The 16,298-nt window shown below is 69.4% G+C and carries 11 protein-coding genes; 6 read left to right on the top strand and 5 right to left on the bottom strand.

The features are described 5' to 3' along the window. The first annotated feature begins 178 nt into the window (after window positions 1-178). Both HOV77_RS09450 and HOV77_RS09445 read left to right on the top strand, forming a co-directional pair. Window positions 179-1,939, top strand: a complete 1,761-nt coding sequence (locus tag HOV77_RS09450; protein WP_290860372.1) for an SseB family protein — start codon at window positions 179-181, stop codon at window positions 1,937-1,939. Further along, window positions 1,936-2,304 carry a hypothetical protein gene (locus HOV77_RS09445; protein ID WP_290860370.1) on the top strand — a complete coding sequence of 123 codons (369 nt, stop codon included), beginning with the start codon at window positions 1,936-1,938 and terminating at the stop codon, window positions 2,302-2,304. The genes HOV77_RS09450 and HOV77_RS09445 overlap by 4 nt, the downstream gene beginning before the upstream one ends. Here HOV77_RS09445 and HOV77_RS09440 read toward each other — a convergent pair. Together HOV77_RS09440 and nhaA are read right to left on the bottom strand one after the other, a co-directional pair. After that, window positions 2,301-3,233 carry an alpha/beta hydrolase gene (locus HOV77_RS09440; RefSeq protein WP_290860368.1) on the bottom strand — a complete coding sequence of 311 codons (933 nt, stop codon included), beginning with the start codon at window positions 3,231-3,233 and terminating at the stop codon, window positions 2,301-2,303. The genes HOV77_RS09445 and HOV77_RS09440 overlap by 4 nt on opposite strands. A 10-nt stretch (window positions 3,234-3,243) precedes the next feature. Further along, entirely contained in the window at window positions 3,244-4,464 is a 1,221-nt protein-coding gene (nhaA, locus tag HOV77_RS09435; RefSeq protein WP_290860366.1) for a Na+/H+ antiporter NhaA, read from the bottom strand. A 166-nt stretch (window positions 4,465-4,630) separates the two neighbouring features. Here nhaA and HOV77_RS09430 point away from each other — a divergent pair, with 166 nt between their 5' ends. Further along, a complete protein-coding gene (locus HOV77_RS09430; RefSeq protein ID WP_290860364.1) occupies window positions 4,631-5,728 on the top strand; it encodes a C45 family peptidase in 1,098 nt (365 codons plus the stop codon). A gap of 62 nt (window positions 5,729-5,790) precedes the next feature. Here HOV77_RS09430 and HOV77_RS09425 read toward each other — a convergent pair whose 3' ends face one another. Then, entirely contained in the window at window positions 5,791-8,583 is a 2,793-nt protein-coding gene (locus tag HOV77_RS09425; RefSeq protein ID WP_290860362.1) for a M6 family metalloprotease domain-containing protein, read from the bottom strand. 236 nt (window positions 8,584-8,819) lie between these two features. Beyond that, window positions 8,820-10,769 carry an acetate--CoA ligase gene (acs, locus tag HOV77_RS09420; protein ID WP_290860360.1) on the bottom strand — a complete coding sequence of 650 codons (1,950 nt, stop codon included), beginning with the start codon at window positions 10,767-10,769 and terminating at the stop codon, window positions 8,820-8,822. A gap of 149 nt (window positions 10,770-10,918) precedes the next feature. Between acs and HOV77_RS09415 the strand changes: the two genes are divergently transcribed. Further along, on the top strand, window positions 10,919-11,659 hold the full coding sequence (locus tag HOV77_RS09415; protein WP_290860357.1) for a Fic family protein: 741 nt from the start codon (window positions 10,919-10,921) through the stop codon (window positions 11,657-11,659). Window positions 11,660-12,372: 713 nt separating this feature from the next. Here the strand turns inward: HOV77_RS09415 and HOV77_RS09410 are convergent. Continuing rightward, window positions 12,373-13,188, bottom strand: coding sequence for an HAD-IB family hydrolase (locus tag HOV77_RS09410; RefSeq protein WP_290860356.1), 816 nt, complete (start codon window positions 13,186-13,188; stop codon window positions 12,373-12,375). Window positions 13,189-13,696: 508 nt separating this feature from the next. On the opposite strand from HOV77_RS09410, the gene ssd reads away from it, so the two are divergent. Together ssd and HOV77_RS09400 are read left to right on the top strand one after the other, a co-directional pair. Further along, on the top strand, window positions 13,697-14,875 hold the full coding sequence (gene ssd, locus HOV77_RS09405; RefSeq protein WP_290860354.1) for a septum site-determining protein Ssd: 1,179 nt from the start codon (window positions 13,697-13,699) through the stop codon (window positions 14,873-14,875). Then, window positions 14,872-16,044 (top strand): TadA family conjugal transfer-associated ATPase, encoded by a 1,173-nt coding sequence (locus tag HOV77_RS09400; protein ID WP_290860352.1) that lies wholly within the window; start codon window positions 14,872-14,874, stop codon window positions 16,042-16,044. Before ssd ends, HOV77_RS09400 begins: the two co-directional genes overlap by 4 nt. Window positions 16,045-16,298: the final 254 nt, after the last annotated feature.

Genomic DNA, 16,298 nt, shown 5'->3' with positions numbered 1-16,298 from the left:
GATCGCCTCCCCCAAATCCGGGGCCGATGCTATCGCAAGCGCCGCTTCGGCCGCGGCTCGGCAGAAGGGATGCCGGTAAGAAGACCGGTGGATATCCCGCAGCGAGGTCGCTACTTGTTAGGTTGTATAGGCGCGGGGTAGCTACGCGATAGCGCACCGGAACCATGGGAGGGAAACCTTGGCCGAGTGGCAGCCGAGCACGCAGGCCGAGGCCGCCTTGCGTGATGCGCTGCGTGCCGGGGATCAGGATCGCTACTTCCACATCCTTTCCCAGCTGGAACTGCTTCTTCCGGTGCCGCCGGAGGGCACGGCTCAGGGCACCGGGGGGTGGGGCACCTGGACCGCAGATCGGCGTACGCACGTGCTCGCGTTCACCTCCTACGAGGCGATGTACGCCTGCCTGGCGCAGAACGCCGGCTCGGCGCGTACGGTGCCGTATCTGCGGCTGGCCGAACAGTGGCCCAACCACGAGTGGTGGCTGGCGGTGAACCCGGGGCTCCCGATCGAGGGCTATCTCCCGGCGTGGTTCATCGCGCAGCTGGCCCAGCAGATCCGGGCCGAACTGAGCCGCCCCGAACCGCCTCGGCTGCCGCCGCCCGGCGCGATGCGCGAGAGCCGTCCGCCCGCGATGGACCCCGGTACGCGCAACGGCGCTCAGCCGCGATCGCGGGCCGAGCGGCTGGAGGCGCTGGCCCGAGCGCAGGCCGGAGCGACCGGGTACGCCCCCAGCACACCTCCAGCGGTGAACCAGCCGCCCATGCCACCACCACCACCACCGGCGGCAGTGCCTCCGCCCGTAGGCCCACCACCGAAGGCCGAGCCGCGACAGTCCACCGGTACGCCGCTGCTCGAACTGGAATCAGCCGGCCGACCGGCCGGTGGACGGCACGCCGACGCCTTCATCCCGGCGAACGAGGTCGAGCGGCAGCTCTTCGACGCCGCCGAGGTGGACAACACCGACCTCTTCCTCTCGACGCTCCTGCTGGCCCAGGTGCTCGTCCCGGTCGCGCCGAGCGCCAGCCACGTGTTGCGCCCCAGTGACCCGAACTTCGGCTGGCAGACCCAGCAGATCGACGGGCAGCCCTATGTCGTGGTCTTCACCTCGACCGAGCGGGCCGGCGGGCAGGCCGGGCAGTGCGTACGGGTGCGCTTCATCCAGCTGATCAGCTCCTGGCCGGACGAGACCTGGTCGTTCGCCGTCAACCCCGGTACGCCGGTCGGCGCGACGCTGCCCGGCGACCAAGTCGTGACGCTGGCCAACTGGGCCGGCCGGATGGGTCTGTCGAGCGAGGAGACGTCGGAGATCCGCTCGTCGGTGCCGGCGGTCTCGCCCAAGGCGGCTCCGCCGACCGTGATGCAGAAGCCCATCTCGCCCAGCCAGATCGGCTTCTACCTCGAACGCGGCTACGACCGGGTGTCCGGCTTCGTGCATCGGGCGCACGAGGTCGGCCAGCTCAAGACGCCGGACCAGATGCGGCAGGCACTCGGGCTGACCTGGCAGGGTACGCCGTTCGAGGAGGAGGCCGACGAGGTCTTCATCCTGCGCTGGTCGGCGTACCGGCCCAGCCTCTATCGCATTCCGTATGGCGGGCAGACCGAGGCCGCGATGAAGGCGATGGAGGGCTGGGTCATCGAGCGCCCGCCGTTCCGCGGCAACGGGTTCGCCCCCGGCGAGTCCAGCACCGTCATCGCGGAGTTCAAGGTGGACAGTGCTCGGCTGCCACATGGGGCACGCCTGCTGCGGCTGGGAGCAGATGGCGTAGAAGAGATCATCGCCGTCCTGGACGCCGACGGGCCGCGCTGGCTGCGAGTGGGGGAGTATCCGCGTAAGCCCGCTCCGACCCCGGAGATCGGCGGCGGCGAGGGCCGACCGTCGGTCGAAGGCACCGTCGAGGGCACGGTCGAAGGCGAACTGGTCGGCGAGGAAGAGGAATCATGACCGTTCGCGACGGCTACATCGCCCGGTGGCGCGGCATGGAGTACGAGGCCAGCCCCGACGGCGACGACGTGCGGATTTACCTGCCCGAACCGGCCGACGGGTTCGAGGAGGTACGCCCTGGCCGCTACGTCCGGGTGCTCCCGATCGCCCAGGTCGACGACTTCTGCTACGTACGCACCGCCTGCACCTGGCGGGGTGAGCCGTTCATCGTCCTCGGCCGTCATGAGAAGTGGTTCCGGGTCGAGTACACGGGCGGGAAGGCTCCGGTGGCCCGTGACCTCGGGCTGGAGGAGTTCGACTACGGCGTCTACCAGGGCTGGGCACCGGCCGCCGACGTCGCCGACCTCCGGGAAGTACGCGTCTAACCCTTGATCCAGCGCAGGATCTCGCCGGTGACCGTCTCCGCCGCTTCCAGATGGGGGAAGTGGCCGATGCCGTCCAGCAACCGCCATTCGTACTCGGCCAGGACGTAGCGCCCCGAGCCCTGTGCGGTGGACGGGAGAGCGGCGGTGTCGAGCCCGCCGTGAAGTTGCAGGGTCGGCGTGACGATCGGTTCCCGAAGCTGCCGGGTGAACCGGTAACCATGCCAGCGCAGCACCGAGCGGAACGCCCACCGGTACGCCTCCAGCGCGCAGAACATCGCCTGCGGGATACGCATCGCCTCGCAATAACGTTCGCGGATTTCGGCGTACCCCTTGGTTTGCCGGAAGGACGGCCCGGTCCAAGCGTCGAGCAGTGAGCCGATCGCGGCGGCGCCGTCCCGCGTGAGCTGATGTTCGTAGCGGGGCAGCTGGAAGCGCAGGAGCTGCGCGGACGCCGAGGTCTGTCCGCGCAGGTCGGTGAGGATGGCCGAGCGTAGCCGCAGTGGATGCGCGGCCCCGAGCACGACGAGCCGGCGCACCATGCGCGGGTGGAACGCCGCGGTGGTCCACGCGATCATGCCGCCCGCACCCGCGCCGACCAGCGCGGCGTCTCTTTCACCGAGAGCGCGGATCAGGCCCATGACATCGGCGGCGAGGGTGAAGCCGTCGTAGCCGCGGGGCGGTTTGTCGGTCGCCCCGTAGCCGCGCAGGTCGATCGCGACCGCGCGATAGCCGGCGTCGGCCAGCGCGACGAGCTGCTCGTGCCAGCCCCACCAGAACTCCGGGAAGCCGTGCAGGAGCAGGACCAGCGGGCCGGTGCCGGCCTCGACCACGTGGAAGCGGGAGCCGTTGGCGTGCACGAAACGATGCGTCCACGGCCCTTCGACGAGTACGCAGGCCTCGTCGATGATGCGCCGCTGATCGCTGTCCACGGCGGCAAGCTTAACCTTCGAGCTGTGAACGCACGCGTCTGCGCAGGCCGGCCGCGCCGAGCAGGGCCGCCACCAGCGATCCGGCCAGCACCGCCATCTTGATCCGGTTGCGTTGGTCGCCCTCGGGGAAGGCGAGTTCGGCGATCAGGAGGCTGACGGTGAAGCCGCAGCCGGTGAGGGCGGCGACGGCGACGAGATCGCGCCATTGCAGCCCCTTGGGCAGCTCGGCCAACCGAAGCCGGGTGGCCAGGGCCGCGCCGCCCAGCACGCCGACGAGCTTGCCCACGACCAGGCCGAGGAAGACGCCGAGTGCGGCCCGGTCGGTGAAGATGCCGGTCAGCGTGCCGCCCTTGATCGGGATGCCGGCCGCGAAGAAGGCGAACACGGGTACGCAGATGCCGGCCGAGATGGGCTGCAGCGTGTGTTCGAGCCAGGTCGCCGGAGCCTCCCGTTCACCGGGGTCGCGTTTGACCCGGGTGGCGAGCCCGATGGCGACCCCGGCCAGGGTGGCGTGGACGCCGGACGCGTGCAGCAGCACCCACGCGGTGAAGCACAACGGGACGTACAGCCACCAGCCGGTGAACCGCATCTGCTGCAAGGCGGCGTACGCCGCGATCGCGCCGACCGCACCGATCAGGGCCAGCACGTTGAGCGTCGCCGTGAACACCGCCGCGATGAGCAGAATCGCGCCGAGGTCGTCCACGATGGCCAGGGACAGCAGGAACACCCGGAGCGACGGCGGCAGCCCGGACCCGGCGATCGCGAGGACGGCGAGCGCGAAGGCGATGTCGGTCGCGGTCGGGACGGCCCACGCGTCGGTCCCACCCGGTGCACCCACCGCGACCAGCAGGGCTATCGCGGCCGGCACGACCATGCCGCCGATCGCCCCGAAGATCGGCAGCATCGCCCGGCGTACGTCGCGGAGCTCGCCGACGACGAGTTCCCGCTTCAGCTCCAGCCCGGCGACCACGAAGAAGATCGTGAGCAGCCCGTCCTTGGCCCAGGTCTCGAGGCTGAGGTTCAGATGGAGGCTCGACGGGCCGACGACGGTCTCCGACAATTGCTCGTACGCCCCAGACACCGGCGAGTTCGCCACGATCAGGGCGATGGCCGCCGCCCCGAGCAGGATGAGCCCGCCGATCTGCTCGGTCCGGAGGAAGCGGGCGACCTCGGCGAACGCCGCCTGACTCCGGCGAGTCGTACGCCGTCGCAGTCGCCGCTGACTTGTCACGATCATGAGCATATGTCCCGTGTCGGCCCTCGGCGGCCGTTAGCTGCCGTTCGGCCCAGATCAGGGTTCCAGGCCGAATCATGGCCCGTGATTCGGCCCAGAACCCTGATCCAGCGGGGAAGAAAGCGGGGAAAAACCGGCTGCGAGCGCAGGATAGGGTCGGGTCATGACACCCCCGTTCGTCGTGGACGTCAGCGGCACCCCCGCCGACATGGGCCGGGCGTACGGCGCCCAGGCCGCCGACCTCATCCGGGCCAACATCGACGAGTACCTGATCCGCTTCGAAGCCGCCGTCCGGCTCGACCGGGCCGCCGTACTCGCCGAGGGCCGCAAGTACATCGCCCCCACCGAGCAGCAGTTCCCCCGGCTCGCTCAGCTGCTCGAAGGCGTGGCGGTGGGCGCCGGCGTCGAACCGGCGTTGATCTACGCCATCAACGCCCGCTCCGAGCTCCTCTACGGCACGCCCACCTGCGGATCCCCCGGAGACGCCGGCGAGTGCACCGTGATCGGCGTACTCGACGAACGCAGCGACGACGGGCACACCCGGCTCGCCCAGAATTGGGACTGGCACCCCGAGCAGCGTCCTTACACACTGCTGCTGATCACCCGGGACGAGCTCGGCCACGAGGTCGCCACCCTCACCGAAGCCGGCATGCTGGCGAAGTCCGGCCTGAACAACAAGGGCATCGGCGTCTGCGTCAACCTCATCGGCTCCGACCGCGACGGCCGGCCCGGCGGTGTCCCGTACCACGTGCTCCTGCGGTCGGTCCTCGAAGCCGACTCGCTGTCGTGGGCTCTGCGCAACGCGATCCGCGCGCCCCGGAGCGCCTCGATCAACCTGCTCATCGGCCAGGCCCACCCGGACGGCGGCGAGATCATCGATCTCGAGCTGGTCCCCGGCGACTCCGGCTGGCTCCACCCGCAGGACGGTCTGCTCGTCCACGCCAACCACTTCGAGACCGCGCTGCCGATCTACGACACGATCAAGGACTGGGGCGGCTCGTCGCTGTTCCGGTCCGCGCGGGTCCGGCGGCTGCTCCAGGCCCACCCCCAGGTCGGCGAGAAGGAGCTGCTGTCCGCCCTGAGCGACCACCACAGCTTCCCGGTCTCGGTCTGCCGCCACCTCGACGCCCGCGACGCGCCGCTCGACCGCTCCGAGACCATCTGGACGACGATGATGGACCTCGACGCCAAGACGCTCCGGCTGATCGCGGGTCCGCCTTGCGAGGGCGGCTCCGGTTCGCTCTTCTCGCCCTTTTCCTGATCTTGTACGCATAAAGCAGCGGGGCCGGTCCGTCAGGACCGGCCCCGCCTGTGCGCGGAGCGTCAGCTCAGTGCGGGTACCACGTAGATGGTGGCGTACGAGTTGTCCTTCGCCACCCGCTTGATGGTGATCGTGACGCCGTACGAGACACCGGCGTCACCCGGGTTGCCGGTGCCGAGAACGGTGTTCCCGGCGACGGTCAGGCCGTAGTACTGCGGCAACGGGTTGCCGTTGGCGTCCACGACACGGGTCGAGTACAGCTGGTTGTCCACCGACGGGATGACCACCGAGGCGTCGGCGTCGCGGTAGAACAGCGAGCTGCCCCGGATCTCGATGCCCGGGTACCAGCCCCGGCTGTCGCTGAACGTCGACACGGCCGGAAGTGCGCCGAAGTCGGTGCAGTACTCGCTGTACGGTGCCTTGACGTCCTCGATGCACTCCTTGAAGGGGTACGTCGGCTGCAGCGTGAACGCCGCGTTGGACGAGTTCGGCCGGCTAGGCAGGTTCTTCAGCGTCGTCGTGTCCTTCGACGCCCCCACTCCCGTACGCCGTAGCGGGTCGAAGTGCGAGTCGACGATCAGCAGACCGCCCTTCGAACCACCGCTCGGCAGCGCCGTGATGTTGGCGGTCGGCCAGTTGTCGGTGCCGTACGTGGTGTCCCGATACCAGAGGAGCATGCCGGGAGCGTTGTACTTGACCTTCTCGACCTTCCACGCGTCACGCGAGTAGGTCGTGTCGTAGGTGTACTTCAGGCCCTCGTCGAAGCCGTCGAAGTTACGCCACTCGGCCAGGTAGTACTGGTTGCGCCACTGCGTACCGGGGTCGAGGATCCAGCCGGCGCCGGTGGTGTCCACGAAGGTGCCACCGGTCTGGGTCCAGCCGTTGTTCGCCTCGGCGTCGTCCGACCACGTGGTCGCGCCGCCGCCGGTCACCGACAGGTCGTCGACGAACCAGCCCTTCTCCAGCGAAGCCTCGTCGGTGGCGTAGCGGAGCCGGACCTGGATCGTCTGACCGGCGTACGCCGACAGGTCGATGTAGTCGTGCGCCCAGCCGTTGGTCTTACCGGTGAGGCCGTACTTCTTGCCACCGTAGTCACGCATGCGGCCGTTGGGGTCGCCGTAGTTGTCGGGGGTCGAGACCATGGTCCCGTTCTCGGCGTAGACCTTCTGCTCCGACCAGGTCGAACCGTCGGTCGAGACCTCGACGAAGCCGTAGTCCCAGTCCTGCTCGATGCTGTAGTCGCCGTAGAACCAGAACTTGGCGTCCGCCGCGGCGGGCACCTGAACGGTCCGGGCCAGCTTCACGTCGGCCCAGTTCTGGTCGGCGTTCGAGTACCACATCTTGCTTCCGCTGTGCGGGATCGCCAGCGAGATCTTCTTCTGCGGCAGGTCGACCTTGATGCCGTCCTTGGTGCCGACCGGCGTACGCGACGTCTGGCCGAGCTGCACCGAGCGGGCGTCCGAACCGGGCGCGATGACCAGCGGGTCGGCCCAGCCGAGCACCCACTTGTCCCAGATGCCCATGTGAGTCGGGGTGCCCTGGAAGATCGCGCCCGAGTGCGAGCCGGACGACATCAGGTCCCAGAAGTCCACGTCGGAGTCGGCGGCGCCGCTCGTGTCGTAGAGGTCCGGCAGGCCGAGGTCGTGGCCGTACTCGTGGGCGAAGACGCCGACGCCGGAGTCCTCCGGCTGCACGATGTAGTTCGACACCTTCAGGTCGGTGCCGGGGATGCTGGCGCCACCGGCGACCGAGGACGAGTGCGCCCAGATCGAGTAGATGCCCTGCGCACCGCCGCCACCGGACTTGTCCTTGCCGGCGTGCACCAGCACGAGGTGGTCGATCACGCCGTCCGGCTCGAAGTAGTTGCCGTCACCGTCGCGGTCGGCCTGGTCCTCGATGTCGTAGTCGGCCCACGGGAAGCTCGGGTCGGCCGCGGCGAGCGCGGCGACCGCGTCGATCGCGAGCTGACCCTGGCCCTTCGGGTTGGTCGGGTGACCGTTGCCGGCCTGCGACCGCGGAAGGACCCAGTTGCCGTTGGCGTCCTTGGAGCAGCGGGACGCGGCGTACCAGCCCTCGGAGTGCGGCATCGTGATCCACGGCGAAGCCTCGCCATTCACGGTGTACGCGCCCTTGGACATCTCCAGGTACATGTTGTGCATCGTCTTGCCGGACAGGTCCACGCCGGGCAGGCCATCGGGACCGGGCAGGTCGGTGCGTACGCGGTCGGTGATGCCCGTCGTGGTGTAGAGCATCTTGTTGTAGTGCTCGGACGAGAAGTCCGGCACCCACATCGAGTTGTTGTCCGTGTGGCCCAGCGTCGCCGGGTTGGCGATCTGGTTGTGCAGCGGACCGTTTTGCACCGTGCCGAGGACGCACTTGCGGTCGTCGGCGGTGGTCGACGCGTCCGGGTCGAAGACGTTGTCCGGGACCATGACGCCGGTGAAGTCGTCGTTGGCGTTCGGGTTGAACTCCATCAGGATCGTCAGCAGCTTGGCGACCTGCGTACCCTTGGCGTTCTTGATCTGCCGGGGGTTCTTGCCGGTCTTCGCGGCCTCGGCCTCGAGCCGGGCCAGCTGCTTGGCGGTGACGGGGTTGCCACCCGAGTACTTGCGGTCGACCTCGAGCGCGGAGGAGCCCGCACCTCCCCAGAGGCCGTTCTTGCCCAGGGTCTCCGGCCGGTTGTCCGGCTGTACCGCGGGCTCGGCGTAGTTGAGGTAGTACTCGTCGGCGCCGATGACGGCGACCGGGGTCGTGGCGCCGGATCCGGGCAGGGCGGATAGGCCCAGCGCCGCCAGCGCCAAGGCCGGCACGGCTGCGAGTACGCGCAGCCGTCGGCGATGCGTGGGGTGAGTCATGACACTCCAAACTCCATTGTAGACAGACAGCCTGGTAGGGGCTGCGGCCGAAGGTAGGCGGCCGAAATGAAGTGAGCCCACGATCGCAGAGCGCTACGCGGTGAGGCGCTCGGTGGAAGGAACGCATGATCGTCACGGCCCGTGTCACGGATGACGTGACAAGAGACAGCCGATAGACGGACGAAGAAATCCGGGCGAAGCCGAAACGGCCTCGCCCGGATCTTTGTCGGTGAACCTCAGTCTTCGCTGGAAGAGGTGCTCATACCTTCCTGGATGAGCTGCATGACACCGGCGTCCTGGAGCGTGGTGACATCACCGAGAGCGCGCTTCTCGGCGATGTCACGCAGCAGCCGCCGCATGATCTTGCCGGACCGCGTCTTCGGCAGTTCGGTGACGAACTGGATCTGGCGCGGCTTGCAGATCGGGCCGAGCGTCTTGGCGACGTGGTCCTTCAACTCCGCCTCAGTCGCCTCCGCGCCGCCCTTGAGGATGACGAACGCGACGACCGCCTGGCCGGTGGTCGGGTCGGTCGCGCCGACGACCGCCGATTCGGCGACCGACGGGTGCGACACCAGAGCCGACTCGACCTCGGTGGTGGAGATGTTGTGCCCGGAGACCAGCATGACGTCGTCGACCCGGCCGAGCAGCCAGAGCGCCCCGTCGGAGTCCTTCTTCGCGCCGTCGCCGGCGAAGTAGTAGCCCTGCTCCGCGAAGCGCGACCAGTAGGTGTCGATGAACCGCTGGTCGTCGCCCCAGATGGTACGCAGCATCGACGGCCATGGCTCGTTCAGCACGAGGTAACCGCCGCCGCCGTTGCCGACGATCTGGCCGCCGTCGTTGACGACGTTGGCCGAGATGCCGGGCAGCGGGCCCATCGCCGAACCGGGCTTGCAGTTGGTGACGCCCGGCAGCGGCGAGATCATGATGCCGCCGGTCTCGGTCTGCCACCAGGTGTCCACGACCGGCGTACGCCCGCCGCCGATGTGCTCGCGGTACCACATCCACGCCTCGGGGTTGATCGGCTCGCCGACGCTGCCCAGCAGCCGCAGCGACGACAGGTCGAACTGAGCCGGGATGTCGTCGCCCCACTTGGCGAAGGTCCGGATGGCGGTGGGCGCGGTGTAGAGGATCGTCACGCGGTACTTCTCGACGACCTCCCAGAACCGGCCGCGGTGCGGGGTGTCCGGGGTGCCCTCGTACATCACCTGGGTGGCGCCGTTGGCGAGCGGGCCGTAGACGATGTAGGAGTGGCCGGTCACCCAGCCGATGTCGGCGGTGCACCAGTAGACGTCGGTCTCCGGCTTGAGGTCGAAGACGGCGTGGTGGGTGTAGGCGACCTGGGTCAAGTAGCCGCCGGTGGTGTGCAGGATGCCCTTCGGCTTGGCGGTCGTGCCCGAGGTGTAGAGGATGAACAGCGGGTGCTCGGCGTCGAACGGCTGCGCCTCGTGCTTGTCGGAGGCGTTCGCCACGGTGTCGTGCCACCACAGGTCACGGCCCTCGGTCCAGCCGACCTCCTGACCCGTACGCCGGACGACCAGCACCTTCTCGACGGTCGGGCACTCGGCCACGGCCTCGTCGACGGTCGGCTTGAGAGCGCTCGGGTTGCCCCGGCGGAAGCCGCCGTCGGCGGTGATCACGAGCTTCGCGCTCGCGTCCTGGATACGGCCCGACAGCGCGTCCTTGCTGAAGCCGCCGAACACGACCGAGTGGGTCGCGCCGATGCGAGCGCAGGCGAGCATCGCCACCGCCGCCTCGGGAATCATGGGCAGGTAGATCGCGACTCGGTCGCCGGCTTCGACGCCCAGCTCGGTCAGCGTGTTCGCCGCCCGGCACACCTCGGCGTGCAGGTCGGCGTAGGTGAGCGTCCGGCTGTCGCCGGGCTCGCCCTCCCAGTGGATCGCGACCTTGTCGCCGTTGCCCGCGGCGAGGTGCCGGTCGAGGCAGTTGTACGCGACGTTGAGCCGGCCGCCGACGAACCACTTCGCGAAGGGTGGGTTGGACCAGTCGAGAATCTGGTCCCACTCCTGGAACCAGTCCAGCCGGCGAGCCTGCTTGGCCCAGAACTCCAGGCGGTCGGCGGCGGCCTCGTCGTACGCGGCGGCGGTGACGTTCGCGTTCGCCGCGAGGTCTGCGGGCGGCGGGAACTGCCGGTCCTCGGAAAGCAGGTTCTCCAGTGTTTCGCTCATTCCCGGGTGCCTCCTCGGGGTGGGGTTTGTGGGGCAGATCTGTGACTCAGGCCGCAAGCTGCTGTTGATGTTACGTGCCGATGTCGGAGCAGAGTAGTTAGGGTTCCTTCCAATTAAGCGCCTACTCACTGGTAGCTACGCTGGTGGGCGTGGATGACGCCTTGGCCCCCCTGCTGGACCTGCCCGACGTCGCACCGGCGATCGCCGATGCGCGGAACGCCGTCGACGCCGCGCTACGGCACCGCGCGCTCCGCCGCTCAGGCGGGACGGTGGCCGCCGAGGTGAGCCTGCGGTCCGCCGTCGCGAGTGCGGCGCTCTCGGGGCATGCGTACGCCGTCGAAGACGTGCGGGCCGGCACCGTCCTCGATCCCGTGGTGCAAGGCGCGCTCCGGATCGCCCAGCAGATGCCGGGGCTGGCGGAGACCTTCGCCAAAGCGCCTCGCCAGGTACTCGCCCGCATGCACACGGTCGCTGCTTCCGGCGTACTCGATGATTCCGAATTAGGGCGACCAGTCGCGGATCCGCTGGTGAGCGCGCGCCTGAACACCCTGTGCGAGCTGATCGTGGCGGCGCAGGGCGACCCGATCGTCCGCGCCGCGGTGGTGCACGGCGAGCTGCTGGCGCTGAACGCGTTCGCCGAGGGCAACGGCGTGGTGGCACGCGCGGCGGCCCGGGCGTCCCTGATCGGCAGCGGCTTCGACCTGCGGGGATTGATCGCCGTGGACCTCGGTCACCGGGACCGCGAGCCGGAGTACGTCGGCAGCGCGCACGCCTTCGCGACCGGGACCGTGGACGGCGTGCGGTCGTGGCTGAAGCACTACGCGGCGGCGATCACGATCGGCGCGGCCCAGTTCACCGAGATCGCCGACGAGGTCCTCGCAGCCGCTTAGCTCATTTGTCCCAGCTGTCACACAATCGAGGGCATCGCTGGCTTACCGGCCGGTACAGGGGTAGAAAAGGGGATACGGAGAGAGCAATCTTTCCGGGCACAGCCGCCGGGCACCCACGCGCGATGACTGCCGTCGTGAAGGCACGACACGTTGGAACCGCAAGGGCCGACGCGTTCGAGCATACGGACACGCCTGGTAACCCGAGCGGGAGTGCGAGATGGCGCCGCAAGATGTGCGGCGCCATCCTATGTGTACAGACCTCTCGGCGCGCGCCATGATCGTCGCCGCGCCATGATCGTCGGCTTCCGACATTCAAGGCGTTCGCGACTTCCATGATCGTCGGCTTCCGACGATCGAGGGCCTTTTCGTGCACTGATCGTCGGAAGCCGACGATCTTGCGGCGCGCATCGCGTCCGGCGACGAGGCAGTGCTCTGGTACGCATTGCGTCCGCCGACGGAACCGGTGATCTCGCGCGCTTCGTGCGGGGAATTCGTGGCGACCTGCGGCGCGTCGCGACCGGAAACTCCTTGATCAACGGCCGCCTTGATCAAGTACCCTGGATGTGCGATCTGCGGCCGAATTCGGAGATCAAGTGCCCGTGGTCAGCGAAAAACGGGCTTTCAGCGCTGACGGTGGGCACATGATCTACGAAATCGGCCTCCCAACGCTGACCAAGGGCACATGATCAAGGGCCGTAGCCATCAGCCGCGGGCTATTCGCCAGCGGTGGCGGCGCGAGTTTTGCGGCGGTGGCCGTACCAGGCGATGCCGATCGCGACTCCGACGCCGACTGCGGCGGCCGCCGCGACCGGAACGGCCGGGCGCTCCATGATCTGCTTGCGCATGCGCGCACCCAGTGGAACGGGCCGACGGAATTCGAGGATGGGCCATTCGCGCTCGACGGCTAGTTTGCGCAGCCCGCGATCGGGATTGACGGCTGTCGGATTTCCGACGATCTCCAGCAGGGGCGCGTCCGAGATGGAGTCGGAGTACGCGTAACACTCGGCGAGGTCGTATTCGCGTTCGGCGGCCAATTCCTTGACCGCGCTGACCTTGCCCGAACCGGCGGCGTAGAAGTCGATCTCGCCGGTGTAGACGCCGTCCACGATGCGCATCCGCGTCGCGACCACGTCGTGTACGCCGAGCTGCGCACCGATCGGCCGGACGAATTCCTCACCGGACGCGGAGACGAGGACGACGTCGCGCCCGGTCGCCTGGTGCTCGGCGATCAACGCCGCTGCTTCGGCGTACACGTAGGGTTTGATCAGCTCGTGCAGGGTCTCGTCGACGATCTGCCGGACCTGGTCGGCGCTCCAGCCTTTGCAGAGCTCGGCCAGGTAGTCCCGAGTCCGGGCCATCGAAGCGTCGTCGGCGCCTCCGATCTTGAAGGAGAGCTGCGCATAGGCGGCCTTCACCGCGTCGCGGCGCGTGATCAGGCCGTCCCGATAGAACGGACGCCCGAAAGCCAACGCGCTGGATTTCGCGATGACGGTCTTGTCCAGGTCGAAGAAAGCGGCGCTTCTGCCCACGGCGAGCCAGTCTAGTCCGGCCGAGCGGTCCCGCGGGGCCGCCTGGCGGTGGTCCATACCACCCAGACGGGTATGAATGCCCGCAACCGGTTACTGTGCGATGTACCAGCAGTGCGGAGCGTGCTGAACGTACCGCAACTTTCGATGATCTCGGCGTGTCGCCGGGAGTTGTGGTCGACCCCCCTCGACTTAGCGGCCCTGCCTCAGGCATGCTTGTGCGCAAGCACCCGGCGGCTGCACCCCCCGCTGCCGCTGGGTGGGTTACGCCTCAACCCCCCCGGAGTCGGACCCCTGACGACCCCCGTCTGTCGACGGGGGTCGTCTTCGTTACGGCGATCCCTTTTCCCCGTGATCCCCCGAGTGCCCCCCGAACCGTCCCCCCGGTCAGTTCTCCACACTCGTTCGCCGTCCACAGAATTCCATCGCATCTATGCGGGCTCTGGCTGTCCGCTAGGGGACCGTGTCCAGGTCACGAACCCGACTCCCCTGGTGTGATGAGGATCCCGCGATGTCGTCTGCCCGTACCGCCCGGCCCCTCCTGCTGTCCGCCGACGCCCACCTGACCGACGAGATCCTGCGGCTGGCCGCGATCGCCGGAGTGGAGCTGGAACTCGCCCTCGAACCGAGCGCGGTCACCGGTTACGGCCAGGCCCCGCTCGTCCTGCTCGGCGCGGAGATCGCCGACCGGGCGCGGCGGCTGCCTCGGCGTACGGGGGTGATCGTGGTGGGGCAAGGCGATCGGCCACAGGATCTGATGGCGATCGCGGAGGAGTTGTCGGCCGAGTTCGTCGCCTGCCTGCCGGCCGCCCAGGAGTGGCTGCTCAGTCGGCTCGCCGAGTCGGCCGTCGCGACCGGACGCCAGGGCCGGGTCATCGGGGTGATCGGCGGTCGAGGCGGGGCCGGCGCGTCCACTTTGGCCGCCGCGCTCGCCGTCACCGGCGTACGCGCCGGACTGTCCACTTTGCTGGTCGATGCTGATCCGCTAGGTGGCGGCATCGACCTGACCCTGGGCTGGGAGGACGTAGCCGGACTGCGGTGGCCCGCGCTCGCCGGAGCCAGCGGGCGCATCGATCCCGGCGTACTGCGTCGGGCGCTGCCCGGCCGGGGTGCGCTCGCCGTGCTGTCGTGGACCCGGGCAGAGGGCTGGATCGGCGAGCTGACCGCAGATCTCGGCAGTGGGCGTACCGGGCCGGCGGGCTGGGGGAGCGACGTGCTCGCCACTCGCGAATGGACGCTCGACGACGCTTGGCGGCTCGGTGCGGCGCCGACGCCGGTGAATCCGGCCGCCGAAGCCATGCGAGCCGCGCTCGACGCCGGTCGGAGTCAGGCCGATCTCGTGGTGCTCGACCTGCCCCGGTACGCCGACTCCGCCGCGGAAGCGGGCATGGCGACGGCGTACCACATCTTCGTCCTGGTGCCCGCGGAGCTGAGAGCGACCGCGGCGGCCCTGGCGGTGATCCGTCGCGTGCGTGACTTCTGCCTGGACCTGCGCCTGGTCGTACGCGGTCCGGCCCCGGGCGGCCTGCGCGCCGAGGAGATCGCCGGCGCGCTCAGCCTCCCGCTGGCCGGGGTGCTGACCGCGGCGGCGGAAGTCGCCCGTGACCTGGAGAAAGGCGTCGCACCGGCTGGCAACGGCCGAGGCGAGCTGGCGTCGGTATGCCGGAAGCTGCTGGGAGGGTTGGCGTGAGCGGGTCGTTGCTGGATCAGCTGGCGGGTCGGTTGCGAGAGCAGTTCGCGGTGGACGGGGCGATCGCGTCGCCGGTGGCGATCGCGACGGCGTTGCGGGCCGAGCCGGAGGCGGCGGTGCTGGGCGACGCGGGGCTGCTGCGGATCGCCGACCGAGTGCACGGCGATCTGGCCGGGGCTGGGCCGCTCGCCCCGCTGCTCGCCGAGACCGAGGTGACCGATGTGCTGGTCAACGGGGTGGAGGTGTGGGTCGACCGGGGCCAGGGATTGCAGCGCGGTCCGGCGATGTTCGGCCACCCCGACGACGTACGCCGTCTCGCCCAGCGCATGGCGGCCGGAGCGGGACGGCGGCTGGACGACGGTTCGCCGTTCGTCGACGCGCGGCTGCCCGACGGCACCCGTATGCACGCGGTGCTACCTCCGGTGGCGGTGGGCGGGCCGTGCCTGTCGCTGCGTACCTTCCGTCATCGGCCGTATGTGCTCGGCGAGCTGGTCAGTGCGCCGGTCGCGGAGCTGCTGGCTGCCGTCCTGGCGGCCCGGATCAGCTTCCTGATCTGCGGCGGAACCGGTTCGGGCAAGACGACGTTGCTGGCGGCGCTGCTGGGTCTCGTGCCGGTGACGGAACGGATCGTGGTCGTCGAGGACTCGGCGGAGCTGCGCCCCCGGCATCCGCACGTGGTGGCGCTGCAGGGGCGTACGTCCAACGTGGAGGGTGCAGGCGTGGTCGGGCTGGCCGATCTGGTGCGCCAGGCGTTGCGGATGCGCCCCGACCGGCTCATCGTCGGCGAGTGCCGGGGACCCGAGGTCGTCGACCTGCTCGCCGCGCTCAACACCGGCCACGAGGGCGGCGCGGGAACGCTGCACGCCAACACCGCCAAAGACGTCCCGGCTCGGCTGGAAGCCCTCGGCTTGATGGGTGGACTTCCTCGCGCGGCACTGCACGCGCAAATCGCCTCAGCCCTGCAGGTCGTGCTCCATCTGCGCCGGGACACCCACGGTCGCCGCCTCGAAGAGGTGTGCGTACTGCTGCCCGACCGGTCCGGACTGGTCACGGCCGTCGTCGCGTGGCGGCGTACGGCGGGTCCCGGCCCAGCCGCCGGCCATCTCGGCGCGCTGCTGTCCGCTCGCGGCGTCACCGTCCCCGCCCTGCTGCGCTCCGGTCCCGCGTGACGCGCGCGGTCCGTCGCCGGTTCGCTCGAGTTCTGGCGGTACGCACAGCGCAGCGACCGGCTCGGCGTCGGGTGCCGATGGCGTACCCGGCGTTGGCCGGGATCACGGCGTTCGCCGCGATGTCCGGCGGGATGGTCGCCGGAGTGCTGGCCCTGCTCTACGGCGGTGTCGTCGCGTACGCCGTGCGGGCTCGCCGCCGTCATCGGCTCGCCGCGATCCAGCGGTCGGCCGAGCTGGATGCGCTAGCCGACGCA

Origin of the sequence: Hamadaea sp. (assembly GCF_013362815.1) — a bacterium.
Taxonomy (GTDB): domain Bacteria; phylum Actinomycetota; class Actinomycetes; order Mycobacteriales; family Micromonosporaceae; genus Hamadaea.
Note: the sequence above shows the minus strand (reverse complement) of the source record. Positions and strands in the feature narration are given on the sequence as shown.

Excerpts from the sequence above, each read along its gene's own strand:
- acs (WP_290860360.1), bottom strand. The coding sequence starts at position 10,769 with ATGAGCGAAACACTGGAGAACCTGCTTTCCGAGGACCGGCAGTTCCCG.
- HOV77_RS09445 (WP_290860370.1), top strand. The coding sequence starts at position 1,936 with ATGACCGTTCGCGACGGCTACATCGCCCGGTGGCGCGGCATGGAGTAC.
- ssd (WP_290860354.1), top strand. The coding sequence starts at position 13,697 with ATGTCGTCTGCCCGTACCGCCCGGCCCCTCCTGCTGTCCGCCGACGCC.
- HOV77_RS09425 (WP_290860362.1), bottom strand. The coding sequence starts at position 8,583 with ATGACTCACCCCACGCATCGCCGACGGCTGCGCGTACTCGCAGCCGTG.
- HOV77_RS09430 (WP_290860364.1), top strand. The coding sequence starts at position 4,631 with ATGACACCCCCGTTCGTCGTGGACGTCAGCGGCACCCCCGCCGACATG.